The organism is Pseudomonas kairouanensis, assembly GCF_004682055.1.
Lineage (GTDB): Bacteria > Pseudomonadota > Gammaproteobacteria > Pseudomonadales > Pseudomonadaceae > Aquipseudomonas > Aquipseudomonas kairouanensis.
Window position 1 is genome coordinate 1 of record NZ_QUZU01000025.1, and the last position, 17,499, is coordinate 17,499.

Here is a 17,499-nt window from a genome sequence, read left to right on the forward strand (position 1 = left end):
GTAGGGAGTTGGGGAATAGCGGAGTCAGTTGATCAGGAAGCGACGGCTGCCTTCCTTGGTTTTGGTGTAGCGAACTTGTAGGTAGGGTTTCTCTTGCAATAGGCGTTGGACATCGAGTACCGCACTGTCCTTTGATTTCTTCCAACTGATGTAACCGCTGGAAAACTCCGCTCGGGTGGCCTCGCCCATGGCCTGCAGCAGTATCTGCTTGAGCTGGGCCTCGCGCGTTTCCTTCTCGCCGATGGACTGGCGAACGGCCTTGAGTTCCAGGTAGGCCGCTGCTAAACCGGCGCGACTGCTGAAGTCGACGGTCTGGCCGTTGTCTTCTGGGTACAAGCAGCGCAAAGCTGCTTCAGCCGATGCGCTACCGTCGGCCGGTGGCGGGGTATCGGTTTCCACGTAGGTCCAGAACTTGCGCTCCAGTTCGATCAGGCGAGCGATCATTTGCTCGTCACGCTCGATGCGATGGATCTCCAGGTGCTGACCGCCCAGCAGTACCGCCACATCCGCGGCCTGCTTGCCAGTGACGGCGAGCTGGTGCATCACTTGAAGCTGGACATACTCGGGGACGCCGTCCTTCCAAAGGCGTGCCCCATTTATGCCGGCGGTTTTGCATTCGAGGATCTGCACGTCATCTGCGCCAATTACCTCGCGGTCGATGTTGGCGAGCATCCAGGGCAAATCGGGACTCGGATGCTGCAGCACGGCGTTGATCCGTCGCACCTTGTTCTTTGTGCGCTTGCTGTAGTGCCAAGCGACGATGGGTTCCAGCACATTGCCCCAATAGGCTGGGCTTTCTTCATCATGAGGATCTATCTTCGGTAACGTGGCATCGCGACCGGTCTTTTCAAGCCATAGTTCCAACTGCGACTTGTACGGGTTGAGCCCAACCGCAGCGCTTGCATCGGAGCTACCGATTCCTTGTTTACGCACTGCGAGCCAGTCCTCACGCGGCAGCTCTTTAGTGCTCACCAGGCGAAGGGCAGGGCGGGGCTTAGAGGTACTACTATTCAATGAGGTTGCTTTCATCGTGTTCACCTTTCAGGCATAAATACGCCCGACCAGTACAAGGCTGATCGGGCGTGGCGATTGACGAGAAGGGTTAAGCTGCGAGACGCAGGGCTGCATCCAGGGCGCGTTGCTTGATCTGCGCTCCCTGACCAAACCACGCCGAGTCCATGCGGTACTCATTGCTACGTGCGCGGCGCTCATGATCGACGTACTCCGTCACCGCATTGAGCAAGCCCCAGGCGGTGCCGCGTGCCGATTCGAGCTGGCTGCCCCGACCACGGCCTTCATACAGCTCTTGTACCTTGCGCAGGGCGCGTTCGTTGGGTAGTTGCTCCGGTAGTTGATTGCTCGGATTGACCTCACACAACACCGACATGAAATATCCAAGAGCCTCATGCCACTGAACCTTGCGTTCAGCGAGATGACGCATGCGATACATGAACTCGTCCCAACCGGAGACGGCTATGCCGAGTTGCTTCTTCACTGCCTTCGGATCGAAGCGGGTATTGTGCGGCACCTTGATTGCACGAGATGAGCCGTCTAGGGCTATCGTCAGGGTGTTGTTGCATACCACACGCACGGTGGTGGGTGTTGCCGTGGTGGCCAGGGTGCCGTCGCAGGATGTGGCCAGCAGAAGGTAGCCGTTGACCTGATCGTTTCCTTTCAGGGCAGCGCCTTGTCCGGTGCGCGCCAATGCCCAGAACTTGCGCCCGCCTTTGAGTACCCCCGCAGTCTCCAGCTCGTAACCGGAGACCTCGGTAAGGTCACGATAAAACTCCAACACTTCCCGAGGCTGCACGGTGTGGTAGCGCTGGGAAACCACTGACAGCGGTGCTTTGGTGTCCGAACGATAGAGCACTTTCTGCTCGGGGAAAGAGTGGATGCTGCCGAGATGACCGACAGTTTCGGCTTTGAAATGAACGGGGCTTTCTTGGATCGCCCATTCCATTCCGGCCTCGCGTTGCCAGATTTCGATGGGTTGTTTCTGAGTGAGCTGATTACCTAGGCCATGCCAGGGAGTTGCGCCTGCGTAAGCCATAGTTTCGATGAGATGAGCCATGATTGTGATTCCTTTGGGCATAAGCCGGCATGCAGCGCCACGCAGAGCGCAGCACCGTCCGGACGTAATAAATAGAGGGGAAGTTGACTTGGTTATGTCGGGAGGTTGAATCGATGGCCGCATAGCAAGCAGAGGTTATGGGCCAGGACGTGGCGATCGAGCGACTCACCCAACTGGGCGCCGAGGGCACAGCCACCGACACCGCCGGCCAGCCCACCGAGGATGGCACCCGATACCGAACCGAGTGTGATACCGACAGGGCCGGCGATAGCGCCAATAAGCGCGCCCGCTTGGCCTCCAGCCAAAGCAGTACTGACGCCGCGCGCGGCACCACCCAAGGTGCCGATGGCCGCGCCGACTTTCATGGCGTGATGGAATGAAGCGACTTTAGGGGAGTTACAACGAGGACACTGCAATGACATGGGATGAACCTTCCTGATAATGGTGTCATTGCTGTTATGTAGAGTTGAGATTTTTTTGAATCGAATTAGTACGCCTATGGGCACGTGATTTGGTCGCTAGGGCAGCGAACACACTCATCCGCTTGTATTCGACCGCAATTATGATGAGTTTTGTCTGTTAAACGAGGCGACACACATTGTCGTACCTGTACCCCAAGCTAGCGCCATCCGACAGCTTAGGACACCGCTATGGCAATCTCCCCGCGTCCGTTCACCTTTGTGTGCGCTTACTGTTCTTGGAAAGAAACAGTTCTACCTCACAACGATTTGGCATCGCTCGGCCAAGCAGCGTTCATCCTTTGTCCTGAATGTCATACCCCTTCGCTGGAGGGGCGAGAAGCCAATCGTCATGAAATCCTCAGAACTCGCTTGGATCAATTTCTTAGCCTCAACGATTGACGCTTCAAAGTCGCGACACACCTTGTCGCTCTACCTTGGAAAATGACCAAAAAACCTAGGAGATTACGATCATGAAAAATCTGTTTGCCGTCATCGGTTTTTGTGTGGTGCTGAAGAAAAGCTATGAACTGTATTGCGAGTACAGCGAACTGAAGCGTGACAAGGCAGGGCGCCAGTCTTCTCCCGGCTGAGAGGAAAGCAGAATCTCAGGTTTGGCGCGCCCCTGTCGAAAGACTAAAGTCTCATGTTGACCACAATAGATGGCAATAAGCCATTTTAGTCAGTAGCATCAATGCCAAATTGGCATCAGCCTGCGGGCTATCAGTTGAACTGCAAACAAGGTAGTCACCATGTCTCAAGCGAAGGATACGCTGCTCAGGCTATTCGCATTACTGCGCCTGATTCCCACCGAGCCGCAGCGTATTGCAACCCCGACCCTGCTCGAAAAGCTTCGCGATAGAGGTTTTTCCGTGACACTTCGCTCGGTTCAGCGTGATTTGAATCGGTTATCGATACCTTTTTCGTTGCAATGCGATGATAGCGAGACCCCTTTCCGCTGGAGTTTCACTCGGGATGCTCCATTGAAGCTGGAAGATATGGATGCTTCCACAGCACTGGCTTTGTATCTGTCGGAAAGCCATCTGGTTACCTTGCTGCCGCAGACGGTTCTGGATCAGCTCGGTCCACAATTTCGACGCGCACGTAACTTCCTGGGTGATCTGGGCCACAACGGATTGGCCGATTGGGCGCGACGAGTTCGGGCGATTCCCAATGGGAAAACCTTGCTGCCTGCTGCGATCGATCCCGACGTCTGGGGGCAAGTGTCTACCGTTTTGCTGGAGCGCCGGCAACTGCAAGTGACTTATCAGAGTCGGAGCAAGGGCGAACTCAAACAGTTTCGCCTTCATCCGGCAGGCCTGGTATCGCGGCATGCCATCAGCTACTTGCTGGCTTCCGTAGATGGCTACGGCGACTTGCGCCAGTTTGCCCTGCACCGTATTCAGCATGTTCGTGTACTCGATGAGCCGTCCGTTTTGCATGCGGCCTTTGATGTGGACGATTACATCGCGACCGGCATATTCAGCCATCGTCAAACCGGCATAGAGGTAGAGCTGATCGCGGATGTTCATCCGCAGATTGCTTTCCTGCTTGGAGAGACTCCGCTGAGTCATGAGCAGACCTTGAGCGATATCCCCTCGCATACCTGGAAGCGTTTACGCGCCCAGGTGCCGCTGGATCGTGAAACGCTGTGGTGGATCTTTGGCCTGAACGACAACATCCGCGTGCATGGGCCACAGGTGTGGGTCGATGAGATAGGGGCCAGGTTGCACGGTATGCAAAACCTCTACACATCAGTTGACCACGCGACATGAACTGTCGCATGGCCATGGAAGACTGCGGCCGTTTGATTGCCAATGGATTAACGCTTGTCAGGTGCTCAAGGCGCCGGGCGATAGGGACAGAAACTGATGACGCGCTCCACCGTTACGCCCCTCAAATCCCGAAAAGTCGGAAGCTCGGTGTCTGCTGGCAACGCCACCTTCGATGTATTGGTGTTGGCCACAATGAGCGCAGGCAAAACGTCGTTTATCAACGCATTGATTGGCCAGGAACTGCTGCATACCGCCAATGAGGCCACCACTGCCTGTGTGACCCGTATAGAGCATCGTCAGGGCGCGCGGCGATTCAGTGGTGCCTGCTATTGCTACAACGACACCGAATTGGCCTCCCAGCCTTCGCCGTCAGTAGCGCTGCTGCAGGACTGGAACGCCAATGTCGAGGTCAAGCGCATCAGCCTGGCGGGAACCTTCAACGTGGTGCCGCGCCCGGCACCCGGTTTGGTGCTTCACGACACGCCAGGGCCAAATAACAGCCAGGATGAAAACCATGCCCGGTTGACGCTGGAGGCAATCCGCAACGTGTCGTTTAAGGCGCTTTGCTACGTGCTCAACGCTAGTCAACTGGGGACTCGTGACGATCGGTTGCTACTCGAACAGTTGCGCGAAGAACTCGCCGCCAAGCCTGCCCAGCCTATCTATTTCATCCTCAACAAAGTGGATTTGCTCGATCCGGAGAAGGGCGAAAGCATTGAGGGCTATGTGCACAACGCTCAGCGTTATTTGCGCGATATCGGTTTTGAACAGCCGATCATCATTCCGACAATGGCCAGTGCAGCGCTGTACGCGCGCAAGGCCCTGAGTGCCGAAACACTCACGCGCGCGCAGCGCTCTAAGTTGCGCCAAGTGCTCGATGACCTGGATGTCAACAAGTGCGCATTGCTCAATGCCACAGTCGCACCAGACCTGATCAAGCGTCGCGTCGGCAAGGCGCTCTATAACCTCGAACGCAAACTGCAGGCCAAGGAATCCGATACCCGAGCCTACGATAAAAACCGATTGCAGCAACTGGTCACCATCAGTGGGCTTAAAACCGTTGAAGCCCTTATCCATCATCAGCGCCGATTAGATGAGCAACCATGAATACTATTGAAATTATCCATAACCCTTTCATCGTCGAGACTCAGTTCCTGATCAGTGGCCAACCGCCGGCCGAAGGCTGCAAGCTGTCGAGCTATAAAGAATCGCGGCTGCAAGTGTGGATTGAGAAGCTGTTTGATGAGTTGAGCCAGTTGTTCAATGGTGACAATAACTTTGAGGTCACTTTCAGAGGCGTCGAGTCGGATTATCTGGACGTGGTTGACGCCGCAAAAGTGGCGATGGGCAAAGGCATGCAGGTCACCCTGCAGTTTATCGAAGCGGACCCGGCCGAAGAGCGCCTGACCCGTATTCGTGAGCTGATGGAGGAGGCCAAGCTCCATCCTGAATTTGAGCATTTCATTCGCGAGAATGCCGATGTCAGCCAGTCCTTTGAAGAAGCGTTCAATAAGGATTTTGACGTGTATGTGGTGGCGACTATGTCCTCGGGCAAGTCGACGCTGATCAACGCCATGCTTGGCCAGGACCTGTTACCGGCGGCCAACGAAGCCACTACCGCAACCATTGCGCGGATCACCGACAACGCATTAATGGGTCAACGCTTCGCAGCCCAGCGCGTGACGAATGATCACCGCGTTGCGGAAAACAGCGACAACGTAAGCCTGGAAGTGCTCCAGGCATGGAACAACCTGCCCGATACGATGCGCATCGATATCGAAGGCAAAATTCACGCGATTCAAGACCGTGACAGCGTACGCCTGGTATTGACCGACACGCCGGGCCCGAACAACAGCCAGGATGCAAAGCATCAGCTCAAAACGATGAGTTTCATTCAGGACTCTCAGCGCAACCCGCTGATTCTGTATGTGCTCAATGCCAGCCAATTGGGCACCAACGACGACAAAAACCTATTGGGGCTGGTCGCCGAAACCATGCGCAAGGGCGGAAAGCAGAGCAAGGATCGGTTCATTTTTGTCATCAACAAGATGGATGTGTTCGACCCTGAGAAAGGCGAGGACCTGCCATCCGTGCTGGCCCGCGTCAAAAACTACCTGGTTGAAAACGGTATTTTCAATCCGCTGATCTACCCGGTATCGGCCAACCTGACGCGGCTGCTGCGCAAGCCTCAGCACTTGCACTCACGCAAGGAACGCGGTGAGTTGAACTCCATGATGGACATGTTTGGCGAAGAGCCGAGCATGAACCTGCTGCAATACATGCCGATTACCGAGCGGGTCAAACGTAGCCTGCAAGAAAAGAAACTTCCCGAGATCGTGCTGAGCAGCGGATTGCCGGCGGTGGAGGCGATGATTGACGAGTACATCGACAAGTACAATTTTCCACATCGGGTCAAGCGCGCCTATGACGCGATGATCAAGGCCATTGCAGTCGGACTTAACGAAACCCAACTGATCGAGCAACTGGATCAGGACGAAAAGACGCTGGCGCATATCAATGAAGAGATCCTGGCGCTGGAGCTTCGGCAGGAGCAGGGGTTCGATACGCAGGCCTACAAGGACAAAATAGCGCGTGAAGGCAAGGTGTTGCCACGGGCCACCGAAGATGAACTCGCGACCTTGGAAAATGCTTCGGGTAAGTATCTCCGGTCGGTCAGTGAGCGGTTTATCGGGGAGGTTGAGCCGCGGATCGCTGAAATGCGGGTCAAGGAGGTTGAAGAGGAACTCCAGTTCCAGTACCGGAAACTCATCAATGCCTACGAGGCCGTATTTATCACGAGCCAACAAGTCATCCGTGATGATCTCCAGGCGGAGTATCAGCGTTATATCGTGGATCTGTTCAAGGACTGCCAGCATTTGAAGTTGCCGATTTTGGACAGCCTTCAAAAAGCCGCGGGTGATATCTCCTTCAATCTCACCATCAAGAGTGATGAGGTGCAAACCAAGCGGGTTGTGATTGACCGTTACGAAGTCAGCGACAGCAGTTGGTACAACCCTTTTTCATGGGGCTCTACCCGTACGGTTTACAAATATGGCGAAGAGAAGTCGGTTGACCTGGCCAAGCTCTGGAATCCCCGCAGCACCCGTATAAATACTGAGTTTGCTCGACTGGTCGTGGCCGCTCGCACAGAAATCGACAATGGCAAGACCGTCCTGATTGATCAGTTCATGGCCTTCATGGGGCGTGAGTTCGAAACCAAGTTCAATGAATTGATCGACTCGCTCAAAGAAAAAATGACCGATCGCGACGTTCGTAAACAAGCCCTTGAAGAGGCTCGTGAGTTGCAAGCGTGGATCAACCAATTCAAAGAAAAACTCGACGAAACCCTAGCGGTTTGACCTCGGAGCTTCTATGACGACTAACACCGCAATGATTGGAAAAGTCCGTGAGCAGTTCTTGGCGGCGCTCGATGACACACAGGTCGGCACTGAACTGTTGCAACAGATGGTGGATGCAGCGCGACAGCGCCCGGGAGTGATGGACGCTCACGAGGTGGATCGCATCACTCGCGCTATCGATGTGGATCCGGTGAGTTGGAACCCGGACTATTTCAGCCGGCAAAAGTTTTTCGCCGCCCGCAATTTCTCCGCGGAGCGGCTGGAACATTTAATCCAGGTTCGCGATGTGTTTCGTCAAAGAAACGAAAAGGGGTTCACACCCATAGATTCCGTTTCACCAGCGAGAAAAACACCGATGAACAATGCCTCCCTTGACTACCAGCCTTCCAGCAACCTCAAGCAGTTTGTCGACGAAGGCGACTTGCTGACGATCCGAACGGCGTTGCATCTGGAACTCAATGATCGTCGTCTGGATGGCGCCGATTTGCATGCTGCACTTGTGTGGATCAAAGGCAAAGTCCCCGGAATTTTCGAGACCTACGCAGAGGGGGCTTTTGCGCGGGAACCTGTTGCAGATCAGAAACAATGGACCGAGGATTACTACGACCTCCAGGTTACATACCTGAAAACTAACTTTTCAGAACAGCGCTTTGTGCATTTGATCGAAGTTCGCGATCTGTTGCGCAATAGTGCTGTCGAGGGCTTTGCTTCGACTAAGGCGGCAGCGCCAAAACAAACTACCGGTGCATATTCCGCTCCTGCGGTGGCTCAAGCATCACCTCGCAGCTCCCGCCAGGCTATTCCCGACACCGCACCGGATCGCAACCCCGCCTTCAGGACCGCACTGCTAATTGGCGGTGCGATTGCCGCGGTGGTCGTGTTCCTTGTGGCATTGGTTCGGTGAGCGTATGACAACTTCTATACTGACCCGAACCGCACTGCAGGACATACGTGAAAACGCTGGCCTGACCCTTGAGGCAGGGCGCGCACTGATCAATCGCAGTTACCTGTCGGAACTGGAACGTTATCCGGTCCATGCCTTCGCGGAGAAGGGGCTGCGGTTCAATGCGGCCAGTGATGCGCGGATTTTCCGCGTCGAGCGCATCGTCCAAGACAACAAACAATCCGTGCTTGAAAGCACGACGGCCGCTTACACCGCACTGGGTGCTGCGGGTTACTCGGTTTTCTTGATATTGCGTTCTAACGGTATTGAAACCGACCTATATATCGGTACCCGGGGGGAGCCCGGCAAAACTCTCGGGCACAGTTCCGGCGAGTTGCTGCGGGAGACTTTCAAGGGACACTTCTCGGGCAGCTCATTAGTGCCGCTGCAGCAACAAGAGGCTGACGTCTTGCTTGGGGCGGTCCAGGCCGAAAAGGCTAACCCTTCGGCGAGTATCACGGCGGTCACAGGTGTTCCTGCGTTGTCGACGGAGAACCGCGAGCACTTCATGCAAGGGCTCGAGCGCTTTATCGATGCGGCTGAGCGCCGTGTGTATCATGCGATAATCCTTGCTGAGCCGGTTTCGTCACAAAACCTTGACCTAATTCGTGCCGGTTATGAGCAAGTGGCCACACACCTTTCGCCCTTGCTCAAGCAACAATTATCGTTCGGCGAGCAGGACAGCGATTCCGTTGGGCTGAGCATCAGCCAGGGCTTAAGTGACTCCCTTGGGCACAGCCTTGGGCTGACCGAGACCAAGGGTACTTCGACAACGCTGGGTACATCTACCACTGACACCACCGGTACCAGCGAATCGTTTAGTGCGCAGACCCTGACCTCGAAAACGGTCGCTATCGGTGCCAATGTGCTCGGTATGGTGGGTGGTGCGACATTGGGGCCATTCGGCGCGATGCTCGGTAGTCAGATCGGCTCGGCCGCTGCAGCGCTGCTCAACGAACAACGCACCACCGGCACCAGTCAGTCGACGTCCACAGGTCGCAATGAAAGCCACGGCACGTCCTTCAGTGAGGCCGCGTCGAAGACCACCTCGACCACACACACCACCAGCACCACCGACACTCATTCGTTGAACAAAACCCTGGGCTCTAATCGGCAGATTTCGATTGAGACCGTGGACAAGACCATCGAGCAGTTGCTCAGCAAAATCGATCACCACCTCGAGCGTATCGACGAAGCCAAGACATACGGCGGCTGGAACTCGGCGGCGTATTTCATCGGTGACAGCACTGCGTCGTCCGAATCGTTGGCGAGTATCTTTCTTGGGCTGGTACGCGGCAGCAAGTCCAGCCATGAAGACTTCGCCCTGACCACCTGGAAATCTGCCAACAAGTCCGCTGTGCTGGACTGGCTCAGCGCGTTCAGCCATCCGCAATTGAAGCCGGGGTTTTCGAAAAAGATCCCGATCAGTTACCTCACGCCCGCCACGCTGGTGTCTGGTAAGGAGATGGCGATCCAATTGAGCCTGCCCCGACGCTCCACCTCCACGGTGGCCGTGCTGGAAACCCAGGCGTTCGGCCGCAAGGTGCAGCGCCTGGATGGTCACAGCAGTGAGCCAGGCAAGGGCAAGACACTGACCTTGGGCAACATCCGCCACTTGTGGGAAAACCTGCCGCAAAAGATCGAGTTGAGCCTCGATCAATTGGCCAGCCATGTGTTTGTCAGTGGTTCGACCGGTGCCGGTAAAAGCAACACGCTGTATGAAATGCTCAGCCAAATTAGCGCCGCCGGCGTGCCATTCCTGGTGATTGAGCCGGCCAAGGGCGAGTACAAACACGTCTTTGGTCATCGCGATGACGTCAATGTATTCGGCACGCATCCGGCCCACTTTGAATTGTTGCGCATCAACCCGTTCCGCTTCCCGTTGGCCATTCATGTGCTGGAGCACGTTGATCGGCTCGTGGAAATCTTCAACGTCTGCTGGCCGATGTATGCCGCAATGCCTGCCGTACTCAAAGAGGCAATCCTGCAGGCGTATCAGCAATGTGGTTGGGACTTGGACGCGTCGACCAACCGTTACAGCGATGCATTGTTTCCGACGTTCAGTGACCTGCTCAGTACCCTGCAAAGCGTGATCGAGGCCTCCGCGTACTCCCAGGAGCTCAAAGGTAACTACATCGGTTCGCTGTCCACGCGGATCAAATCCCTGACCAATGGCTTGAATGGGCAGATTTTTACCGCTAACGAAATCGACAGCGCAGTGCTGTTTGATCAGAGCGCAATCGTGGACCTGAGCCGCGTCGGCTCGTCCGAGACCAAGGCCCTGATCATGGGGATCCTGGTGATGCGCCTGAGTGAGCACCGAATGGCCTGTGGTGGCATGAACCAGCCGCTGCGCCACGTCACAGTCCTTGAGGAAGCGCACAACATCCTCAAGCGCAGCCCGTCCGAAGGCGGTGCTGAAGGGGCAAATGTGGTCGGCAAGTCAGTGGAGATGCTGACCAATGCCATCGCCGAAATGCGCACCTATGGTGAAGGTTTCATCATTGCCGACCAGTCGCCCCATGCGGTGGATATCGCCGCGATTCGCAACACCAACACCAAAATAATCATGCGCCTGCCGGATGAAATGGACCGTCGTTTAATCGGCAAGTCGGTGGCGTTGCGTGATGACCAGCTTGAAGAAATCGCCAAGTTACCCAAAGGCGTCGCCATCGTTTATCAAAATGACTGGCTGGAGCCGGTGCTGTGTCAGGTGAAGAAATTCGCCGGGTATGAAACCCCTTATGTGTATACCGCCAATGACAAGCGCGCCGTGCGTAGCCAGGATTTCAACCTGCAGGTACTCAACCTGCTGCTGAGCAACCGTATCCGCACGCCAGTCGCCTTGGATTTAGCGTTGCTGGAAAATGGCTTGTGTGAATTGCCGTTGCTGGCTCGCAGCAAAATTGCGCTGTTCGAGGCGCTCAATGCCCACAAAGAAGAGAAGCCGTCAGCGCTGTGCAAGCCCGAGGCATTTGCCTACGCCGCACAATTGGTGGTCGATGTGCTCGGTTGCCGGCAGCAGGTTCAGCAGATCATTCAAACGGCGACCGATTACGGGCAACTCAGCAATCAACTGGACCAGCTGCTCCACGAGCGAGCGACAGCCTTGAGCACTGAGCTGGCCCTGGCGACCCAGCAATGCTTGATGAAGGATTACAGCCTCCAGCACGAGAGCCATATCGATATTTATTCTGCATGGCGTGCGCGCCTCGAAACAGGGAGCGTTCTGTGAACTTTGAAAATTTCTTTGCTGGAAAAACCGAGGTTCCGTCCAACCTGGCGTTACTGGCGCGCGAAATGCCAGACCGCTGCCTGATCGTTGTCGAGCTTGATCGACCTATCGTGCTCACCCAGGAAACCCGCCTGGAGCTACCGCAAATGTCGCCGGAAACCCGTGAGCGGCTTGAACTGCTGGGCGTTCCAAAAGAGGTTCTGGATGCTATCGGTAGTGAAGCCGAAGCGAAAATCTATGAAGGCGCGAATCTTGAACCGGCCGAGGTCAATGGCAAGGATGCACTGATTCGTACCGACATCGATTACGATCAAAAAGATTATATGGGTACCACCAACCTGGACCGGATGAAGTCGGGAAGGGCTCCGCTGGATGCCAACGGAAAGCCGATCGAGTTACATCACATCGGCCAGAAACAGGACTCGCCATTGGCAGAATTGACCAGCGCTGAGCACCGTGGCAACGGAAACGATAACGTGCTGCACAACAAACAGAAGGAGTCCGAGATCAATCGCGAGGACTTCGATAAAGAGCGAAAAGACTACTGGAAGGCGCGAGCCGAACAGATTGAGAATCAGCGCTGAGGGCGAATCTTATGAAAAAACTTGAACAACTCGTTGATCTCCATCAGGCCAACACCCGGCCAGTAGATACCGCCAGCATCCAGAATCTTGAGGAGAAACTGGGATTCGCACTGTCTGACGAATACAAGCGCTACCTGTCGGCTTTTGGAGTCATTGTCTTTGACGCCTACGAAACGTATGGCCTAGGCGTGCCTGACGACTATTACCTGAATGTCTTTGCCGCATTCTCGGACCTGGGCCGTGACCAGAACTACCCGAAAAATACTGTACCGCTGCTGGAGATTGGTGATGGTCAGTACTATCTATACGACAACCAGGCACGGAAAGTTCTGGTTTGGGCCACACCGAATGGCGGCATTGTGCGTGTCTTGGAAGACGGGCTGGAGGCTTTTTTGATCCAGCACGTCTTCGCAGGCTAGTTGAGCGCAGTTCGGAGAAATAGACTTTACTCTTTCTCGTCCGGCCAGGTGCGGCAAGTTCCATTCGGTGAACTGGTACTGGACTCGGCATAGCAGCGAAGAAGATGGAGGTCAGAAATGTTGCATTACTGGAATGCAAAGAGCTGACGGGGGTTAACCGAAGCTGATGCGGGTAGCTTTCAGGAAGGATATCTAGCGGTTGGTTCCAGTCAGTCGTAACTGTTCAGACAGTTTCCTCAGAATCAAGGATTATGGTATTCGTGCCCAGCGGATAACGGATCACCTTGTAGCTGGACTAACGTGTTTACTGTGCCGGCATTAGCGCCGTGATGGTGCTAGTGTTGCTTTTACTACATAAAGAGCCCACGGAATCATGGCCGAGACGATAAACATCGCAAAGATGGCAGAGAAGCTGTCGAAAGGCATTTTCAACGAGTTTCTCTGGGGGCGTATGGAGCACACCAATATCAATTGGCCGTGCGAGAACCAGGACGTACATGAGGTCAAGACCCATCCCTCAGATGTCGTTTTTTGGTACAACGAGCCCTATTCTCAGTCCCGCACATATGTGAACTGCGATCTCAAGAGCTACGCGAAGGGCACCATTAAAACGAAGGCTATCCGGGAGGCAATCGAGAGTCTTGCCAAGAGTCTGCGATGCGCCGAGATCAGCCGAGAGTTTAGCGAAACCTACATCCATCCGGATGTATCGGCAAATATCCAGGGACTCCTTTTCGTCTACAACCACGATAGTGAGTATGACAAAGACTTCGCCAAAATCCTAGAAAAGGTAAAGTGCGATGAATTGGACATACCCAAAGGTTCTAAAATCGTTGTGATGGGGCCTGACGATATCTACTGGCTGAACAACGTTCACCACGAAATTATCCACCTTCGCGGAGGTGCAGGTCTCCTACCGGAACGGGATTACTGCAAGTTTTACTACCCCCATCTGGTTCGCAGAAAGAATGTCCAATTGGAGCACGCTAAGGCAGCCACGCTGGACATGCTGACCGCACCTTGGATCATCCTGTCCTATGTAAACCCCAAGAATGGAAGTAAGCAGGGTTTCGTGATCTTCATGCGTAAGCGGGGATTCACAACAGATGAGTTTCTGTATCTCATCGAGTATCTGATGCACTACCAGGTAATTAAGGCCGAAACGGAGGTCACTATCCGCATGGTCGACCCGCATCAGAATGCTTCAGCTAATTTTTCCAAAGCAAAAGACCAGTACGTCGCTGACTATCAAGGCGGTGGAGACCTTAGGCAGATCCTAGACTCCATTGACTTCGGCAAACTTGAGCACGTCCGTACCACTTTCTGTGAACTGGAGTTGTCTCGGCAATGAGCAAAAACGCGCTTCAGTATTGTGCTACGGATAAGGAAATTTACGACGCCTTGATGTCTGCTAAGCAGAAAATCAACGAAAAGATTCTGCTAGAGCTTGCGAAGGACAGGGGGATTTTCTTTTCTGCCAAGGACAGCCGGGATGATTTGGTCAGCGCCATTTCGCTCCTTCCACATGACTATCACGATCTTAATACCCTGCTGGAACAGCGTGAGCATTCTGGCCGGCAGGAAAAGCTCACGTCGGTAACGCTACCAACCGCGCTGACCGTGGAAGGAATCCGGGAGATTATTAGAGAGTACATTGAGGAGTCCCCGGAGGACGAGAAGGTCACTCAGCAGATTAAGGGCGGCAACCAAGTGGTCGCCAACATTAAGTACTCCGACGTTGACTATGGCAAAACGCGGCTCGTTCAGCGCACACCCAAAGAAGCCTTGATCGAGTTCCACGTATCGGCGGACAAGACGGTCATTCGGATGCCTGCCAATGATCGTGTCAAGGCTATCTACTCGAAGCTCAAGGGCAAGCTGGATACCAAGGCCAAGGCTGAAATCCCCGCTATCCGCATCGAACTCGGCGAGTTTCAATCATCAGCATTGCGCACAGAGTTCTTTACTTCTCTGATCAGAGATCTAACGGGGTTCTCGCTGAAGAACGTCACTAGTGTGAAAGTCGAGCGCTTGCCCCAGGAACCTGAGGAAGACGAGCTCGATCTGGACGATGACCAGGAAGCTGAGGTGGCCAAAGAGGAGGCCTTGGCTCTGGTCAAGAATGTCGCACTGAAAGGTGAGACACTTCTGGCGTCTGAGGAGTACCAGAGTTTGACCCGGAAAGGCTTTTTCATCACGTCGATCATATGGCGCTCGGTGCTGAATAAAGCACCACAACCTATGGTGGAGTTTGAGGCTGCTTTTGAGGATCCGATGCAAGGAAAGGGGTTCAAGTACTTTGTCCGAGGCGCCTATCGTATCGTTGAGCTTGAGTACACCAAGACGATTCGGCCGGTCAGTGTCGAAGACAAAGAAACCTATCTGGGTGTTATTGAAGAAACCGCGGCGAAAGTTATCAGGGAACTGAGAGCGAAAGCTCAAGCGAGCGCTGAGCCGCAAGGAGAACCAACATGAACAGGGTTAGATGGCTTCATGCCCAATGGCCCTTACCAATTCGAGCAGTTGGGAAGAAGCTCGTTGAGACGCCATTTACGGATGAGAGAATGGATGGCTTCGCTATAGAACGAATTCGAGACGACTTCGTCGAGGGGCGTTACATCGAAAAGTACAATTACCAAGAAGTGATCTCAACTCCTTTTGGTACTGAAGAGGTGTTTGATCGGGTTGGGTACCGCACAACAGAGTTCACTCTCTTTGATTCGTCGCCCCACATTGAGCTAAGAAATTATCAGCGCAGTATCAAAGAATTTATCAGTCGGCTGCTCGAAGCTTGCAGTTTCAACCTAGTAGTTACGCCTATTACGGTTAACCTGATTGAGTGGGTCTCGGCGCTGCAGCTTGCCGTGGATCAGGAAATCACTGTCGATTCGCTTCAGGTCTCGGGCGTCGAAATAGACCAAGGTGTGACGGGGAAAATATTGCTCAAAGGGCTAAGAGATGTGCGTGAAGCCACTGATGTTCTACTAGCCGGGCGCAAACATGTGTTGGAAAAAGTCCAAGTGAAATTCGCTGGTCTTCACAAGACAGTGGTCATCCAATTGTCCAATAACGGCACTGCGAAGCTCCCCGCAGTGCTACCGAAAGACCTCCTTCATCATTTACGTGTGTCCTATCCTACCGGCGTCAGATGAAAGAGTATCTGTAGATGTCTGTATCGCGTGAGTCGGCTGCATGAGGTGCACGCTGAGAGATGGAGGCAAGACTGATGTACAGCCCAGACAGCCGACGGTCATGGTTTAGAGATTACTTATCACCTGTTGAAGCTACTTCGTTAGCGTATTGAGACGACCTTCGTGTCTCGGGTGTTCTGGATTGCCGAGATCGAAAGATTGCCGGTAGCTGCTTCTTGGATGTGCTCGCTCCACCACTTCATCATTGGACGCCTGCGCTCGATGTAGTCCGCTCGGTTATAGGCGCTGCGGACCTCGTCTTTATCGACGTGTGCAAGCGCTACCTCAATCAACTCAGGATCCCAACCGTGTTCGTTGAGAGTAGTGCTGGCCATTGATCGCATGCCATGGCTCACCAACCGACCTTCGAAGCCCATGCGCTTTAGCGCCATGTTGGCGGTCTGGCTGTTGCAATGGGTCCGAGGGTCCCGGTCTGCAGGAAATACATACTCTCGGTGTCCGCTGTAGGGTTTGATTGCCTCCAGCAGTGCCAATGCTTGATCTGTGAGCGGCACGATATGTACGCGGCGTTTCTTCATGCGCTCAGCAGGAATCGTCCAGATCTTCTTCTCGAAGTCGATGTCGACCCAGCGCGTGGTTGCAGCCTCCGCTGGGCGAGTCATGGTATTGAGCTGCCATTCAATCAGACAGCGCGTAGTTCTTTTTATGCTGGCATTGGCAATTGCCATCATGAGCTCTTTCAGCTCATCTGGAGCAAGTGCCGCCATGTTTTTCTTTTTCGGCTTCTTGAAGACGGAGCGAATCCCGCTGAGTGGGTTTGCGTGTATCAGTCCTGAGTTGACCCCGTAAGTCATGATCTCGTTGAGTCGCTGTGACAGCCGTTTAACGGTTTCAAGGCTACCTTTGGTTTCGAGTGGTCGAAGAAGGTTGATGACTTGTGGTGCGCTGATTGCTGAAATCTGTGTGGTGGCCAAGTCTGGAAAAACGTGCAGCGTCAACGAACGCCAGATGTCCTCGGCATAAGCTGGTGTCACCGCATCCTTCTTCAGTTCATACCAGGACGTCGCGACATTCTGGAATGTGTGCTCGGTTTCAGCTTGCTTTGCTTGCAGCACTGCGTCCCGTTGTTCTTTGGGATCGAGGCCTTGGGCAAGTATTTCCCGAGCTGCAATAGAGCCTTTTCGTGCCAGCGCTAGCGAGACTTCAGGGAAGGTACCGAGGCCCATGTTGATCCGCTTCTTCGTCACGGGGTGTCGATAGTTGAAGTTCCATAGCTTTGAGCCATTACTTCTCACTCGCATTTGAAGTCCGCCGCCATCGAACAGTACGTAGTCCTTTTCAGCAGGCTTGGCAGATTTGATTTTGAGTTCAGAAAGGCGAATCGCTTGTGCGCACATTGGCATTCCAGGATGGAGTTGGCATTCCAAAAATTAGCACTATTGGGCTTGGAATGCCATTTGGAATGCCATAAAGCGTGGCTGTTCCTGGACGTCCGTGGACGCT

Annotated in this window: 14 protein-coding genes; 10 read left to right on the forward strand and 4 right to left on the reverse strand. The window is 54.2% G+C overall.

What is annotated here, in order from left to right:
- Nucleotides 1–24 precede the first annotated feature (24 nt).
- The 3 genes from DYL59_RS18950 to DYL59_RS31745 all read right to left on the reverse strand — a co-directional run bounded on the left by DYL59_RS18950 (nt 25) and on the right by DYL59_RS31745 (nt 2,436).
- Nucleotides 25–1,029: a YqaJ viral recombinase family nuclease gene (locus DYL59_RS18950; RefSeq protein WP_135290546.1), complete on the reverse strand. Its 1,005-nt coding sequence runs from the start codon at nt 1,027–1,029 to the stop codon at nt 25–27.
- Between the two features lie 73 nt (nt 1,030–1,102).
- Nucleotides 1,103–2,071: a DUF932 domain-containing protein gene (locus DYL59_RS18955; protein ID WP_135290547.1), complete on the reverse strand. Its 969-nt coding sequence runs from the start codon at nt 2,069–2,071 to the stop codon at nt 1,103–1,105.
- A 92-nt stretch (nt 2,072–2,163) separates the two neighbouring features.
- Nucleotides 2,164–2,436: a complement resistance protein TraT gene (locus DYL59_RS31745; RefSeq protein ID WP_238340729.1), complete on the reverse strand. Its 273-nt coding sequence runs from the start codon at nt 2,434–2,436 to the stop codon at nt 2,164–2,166.
- 845 nt (nt 2,437–3,281) lie between these two features.
- Here DYL59_RS31745 and DYL59_RS18970 point away from each other — a divergent pair.
- The 10 genes from DYL59_RS18970 (at nt 3,282) to DYL59_RS19015 (ending at nt 15,996) form a co-directional block, all read left to right on the forward strand.
- A complete protein-coding gene (locus DYL59_RS18970; RefSeq protein WP_135290549.1) occupies nt 3,282–4,304 on the forward strand; it encodes a helix-turn-helix transcriptional regulator in 1,023 nt (340 codons plus the stop codon).
- Between the two features lie 96 nt (nt 4,305–4,400).
- Nucleotides 4,401–5,411 (forward strand): dynamin family protein, encoded by a 1,011-nt coding sequence (locus DYL59_RS18975; protein ID WP_225739943.1) that lies wholly within the window; start codon nt 4,401–4,403, stop codon nt 5,409–5,411.
- A complete protein-coding gene (locus tag DYL59_RS18980) occupies nt 5,408–7,663 on the forward strand; it encodes a dynamin family protein (RefSeq protein ID WP_122500325.1) in 2,256 nt (751 codons plus the stop codon). Before DYL59_RS18975 ends, DYL59_RS18980 begins: the two co-directional genes overlap by 4 nt.
- Nucleotides 7,664–7,676: 13 nt before the next feature.
- Nucleotides 7,677–8,567 (forward strand): hypothetical protein, encoded by an 891-nt coding sequence (locus DYL59_RS18985; protein WP_135290550.1) that lies wholly within the window; start codon nt 7,677–7,679, stop codon nt 8,565–8,567.
- 4 nt (nt 8,568–8,571) lie between these two features.
- Nucleotides 8,572–11,841, forward strand: coding sequence for an ATP-binding protein (locus tag DYL59_RS18990; protein ID WP_135290551.1), 3,270 nt, complete (start codon nt 8,572–8,574; stop codon nt 11,839–11,841).
- Complete coding sequence (locus DYL59_RS18995) at nt 11,838–12,425, forward strand: HNH/ENDO VII family nuclease (RefSeq protein ID WP_057406260.1); 588 nt, start codon at nt 11,838–11,840, stop codon at nt 12,423–12,425. The genes DYL59_RS18990 and DYL59_RS18995 overlap by 4 nt, the downstream gene beginning before the upstream one ends.
- Before the next feature lie 11 nt (nt 12,426–12,436).
- Nucleotides 12,437–12,844 (forward strand): SMI1/KNR4 family protein, encoded by a 408-nt coding sequence (locus tag DYL59_RS19000; RefSeq protein ID WP_135290552.1) that lies wholly within the window; start codon nt 12,437–12,439, stop codon nt 12,842–12,844.
- 373 nt (nt 12,845–13,217) lie between these two features.
- Nucleotides 13,218–14,195: a PD-(D/E)XK nuclease domain-containing protein gene (locus DYL59_RS19005; protein ID WP_135290553.1), complete on the forward strand. Its 978-nt coding sequence runs from the start codon at nt 13,218–13,220 to the stop codon at nt 14,193–14,195.
- Nucleotides 14,192–15,319, forward strand: a complete 1,128-nt coding sequence (locus DYL59_RS19010; protein WP_135290554.1) for a hypothetical protein — start codon at nt 14,192–14,194, stop codon at nt 15,317–15,319. Before DYL59_RS19005 ends, DYL59_RS19010 begins: the two co-directional genes overlap by 4 nt.
- Before the next feature lie 89 nt (nt 15,320–15,408).
- Complete coding sequence (locus tag DYL59_RS19015; RefSeq protein WP_167496694.1) at nt 15,409–15,996, forward strand: hypothetical protein; 588 nt, start codon at nt 15,409–15,411, stop codon at nt 15,994–15,996.
- Nucleotides 15,997–16,136: 140 nt separating this feature from the next.
- On the opposite strand, the gene DYL59_RS19020 is transcribed toward DYL59_RS19015, so the two are convergent.
- The gene (locus DYL59_RS19020) at nt 16,137–17,393 is read right to left on the reverse strand and encodes an integrase domain-containing protein (protein WP_135290556.1); all 1,257 of its coding nucleotides are present in this window, start codon (nt 17,391–17,393) and stop codon (nt 16,137–16,139) included.
- Between the last annotated feature and the right edge of the window lie 106 nt (nt 17,394–17,499).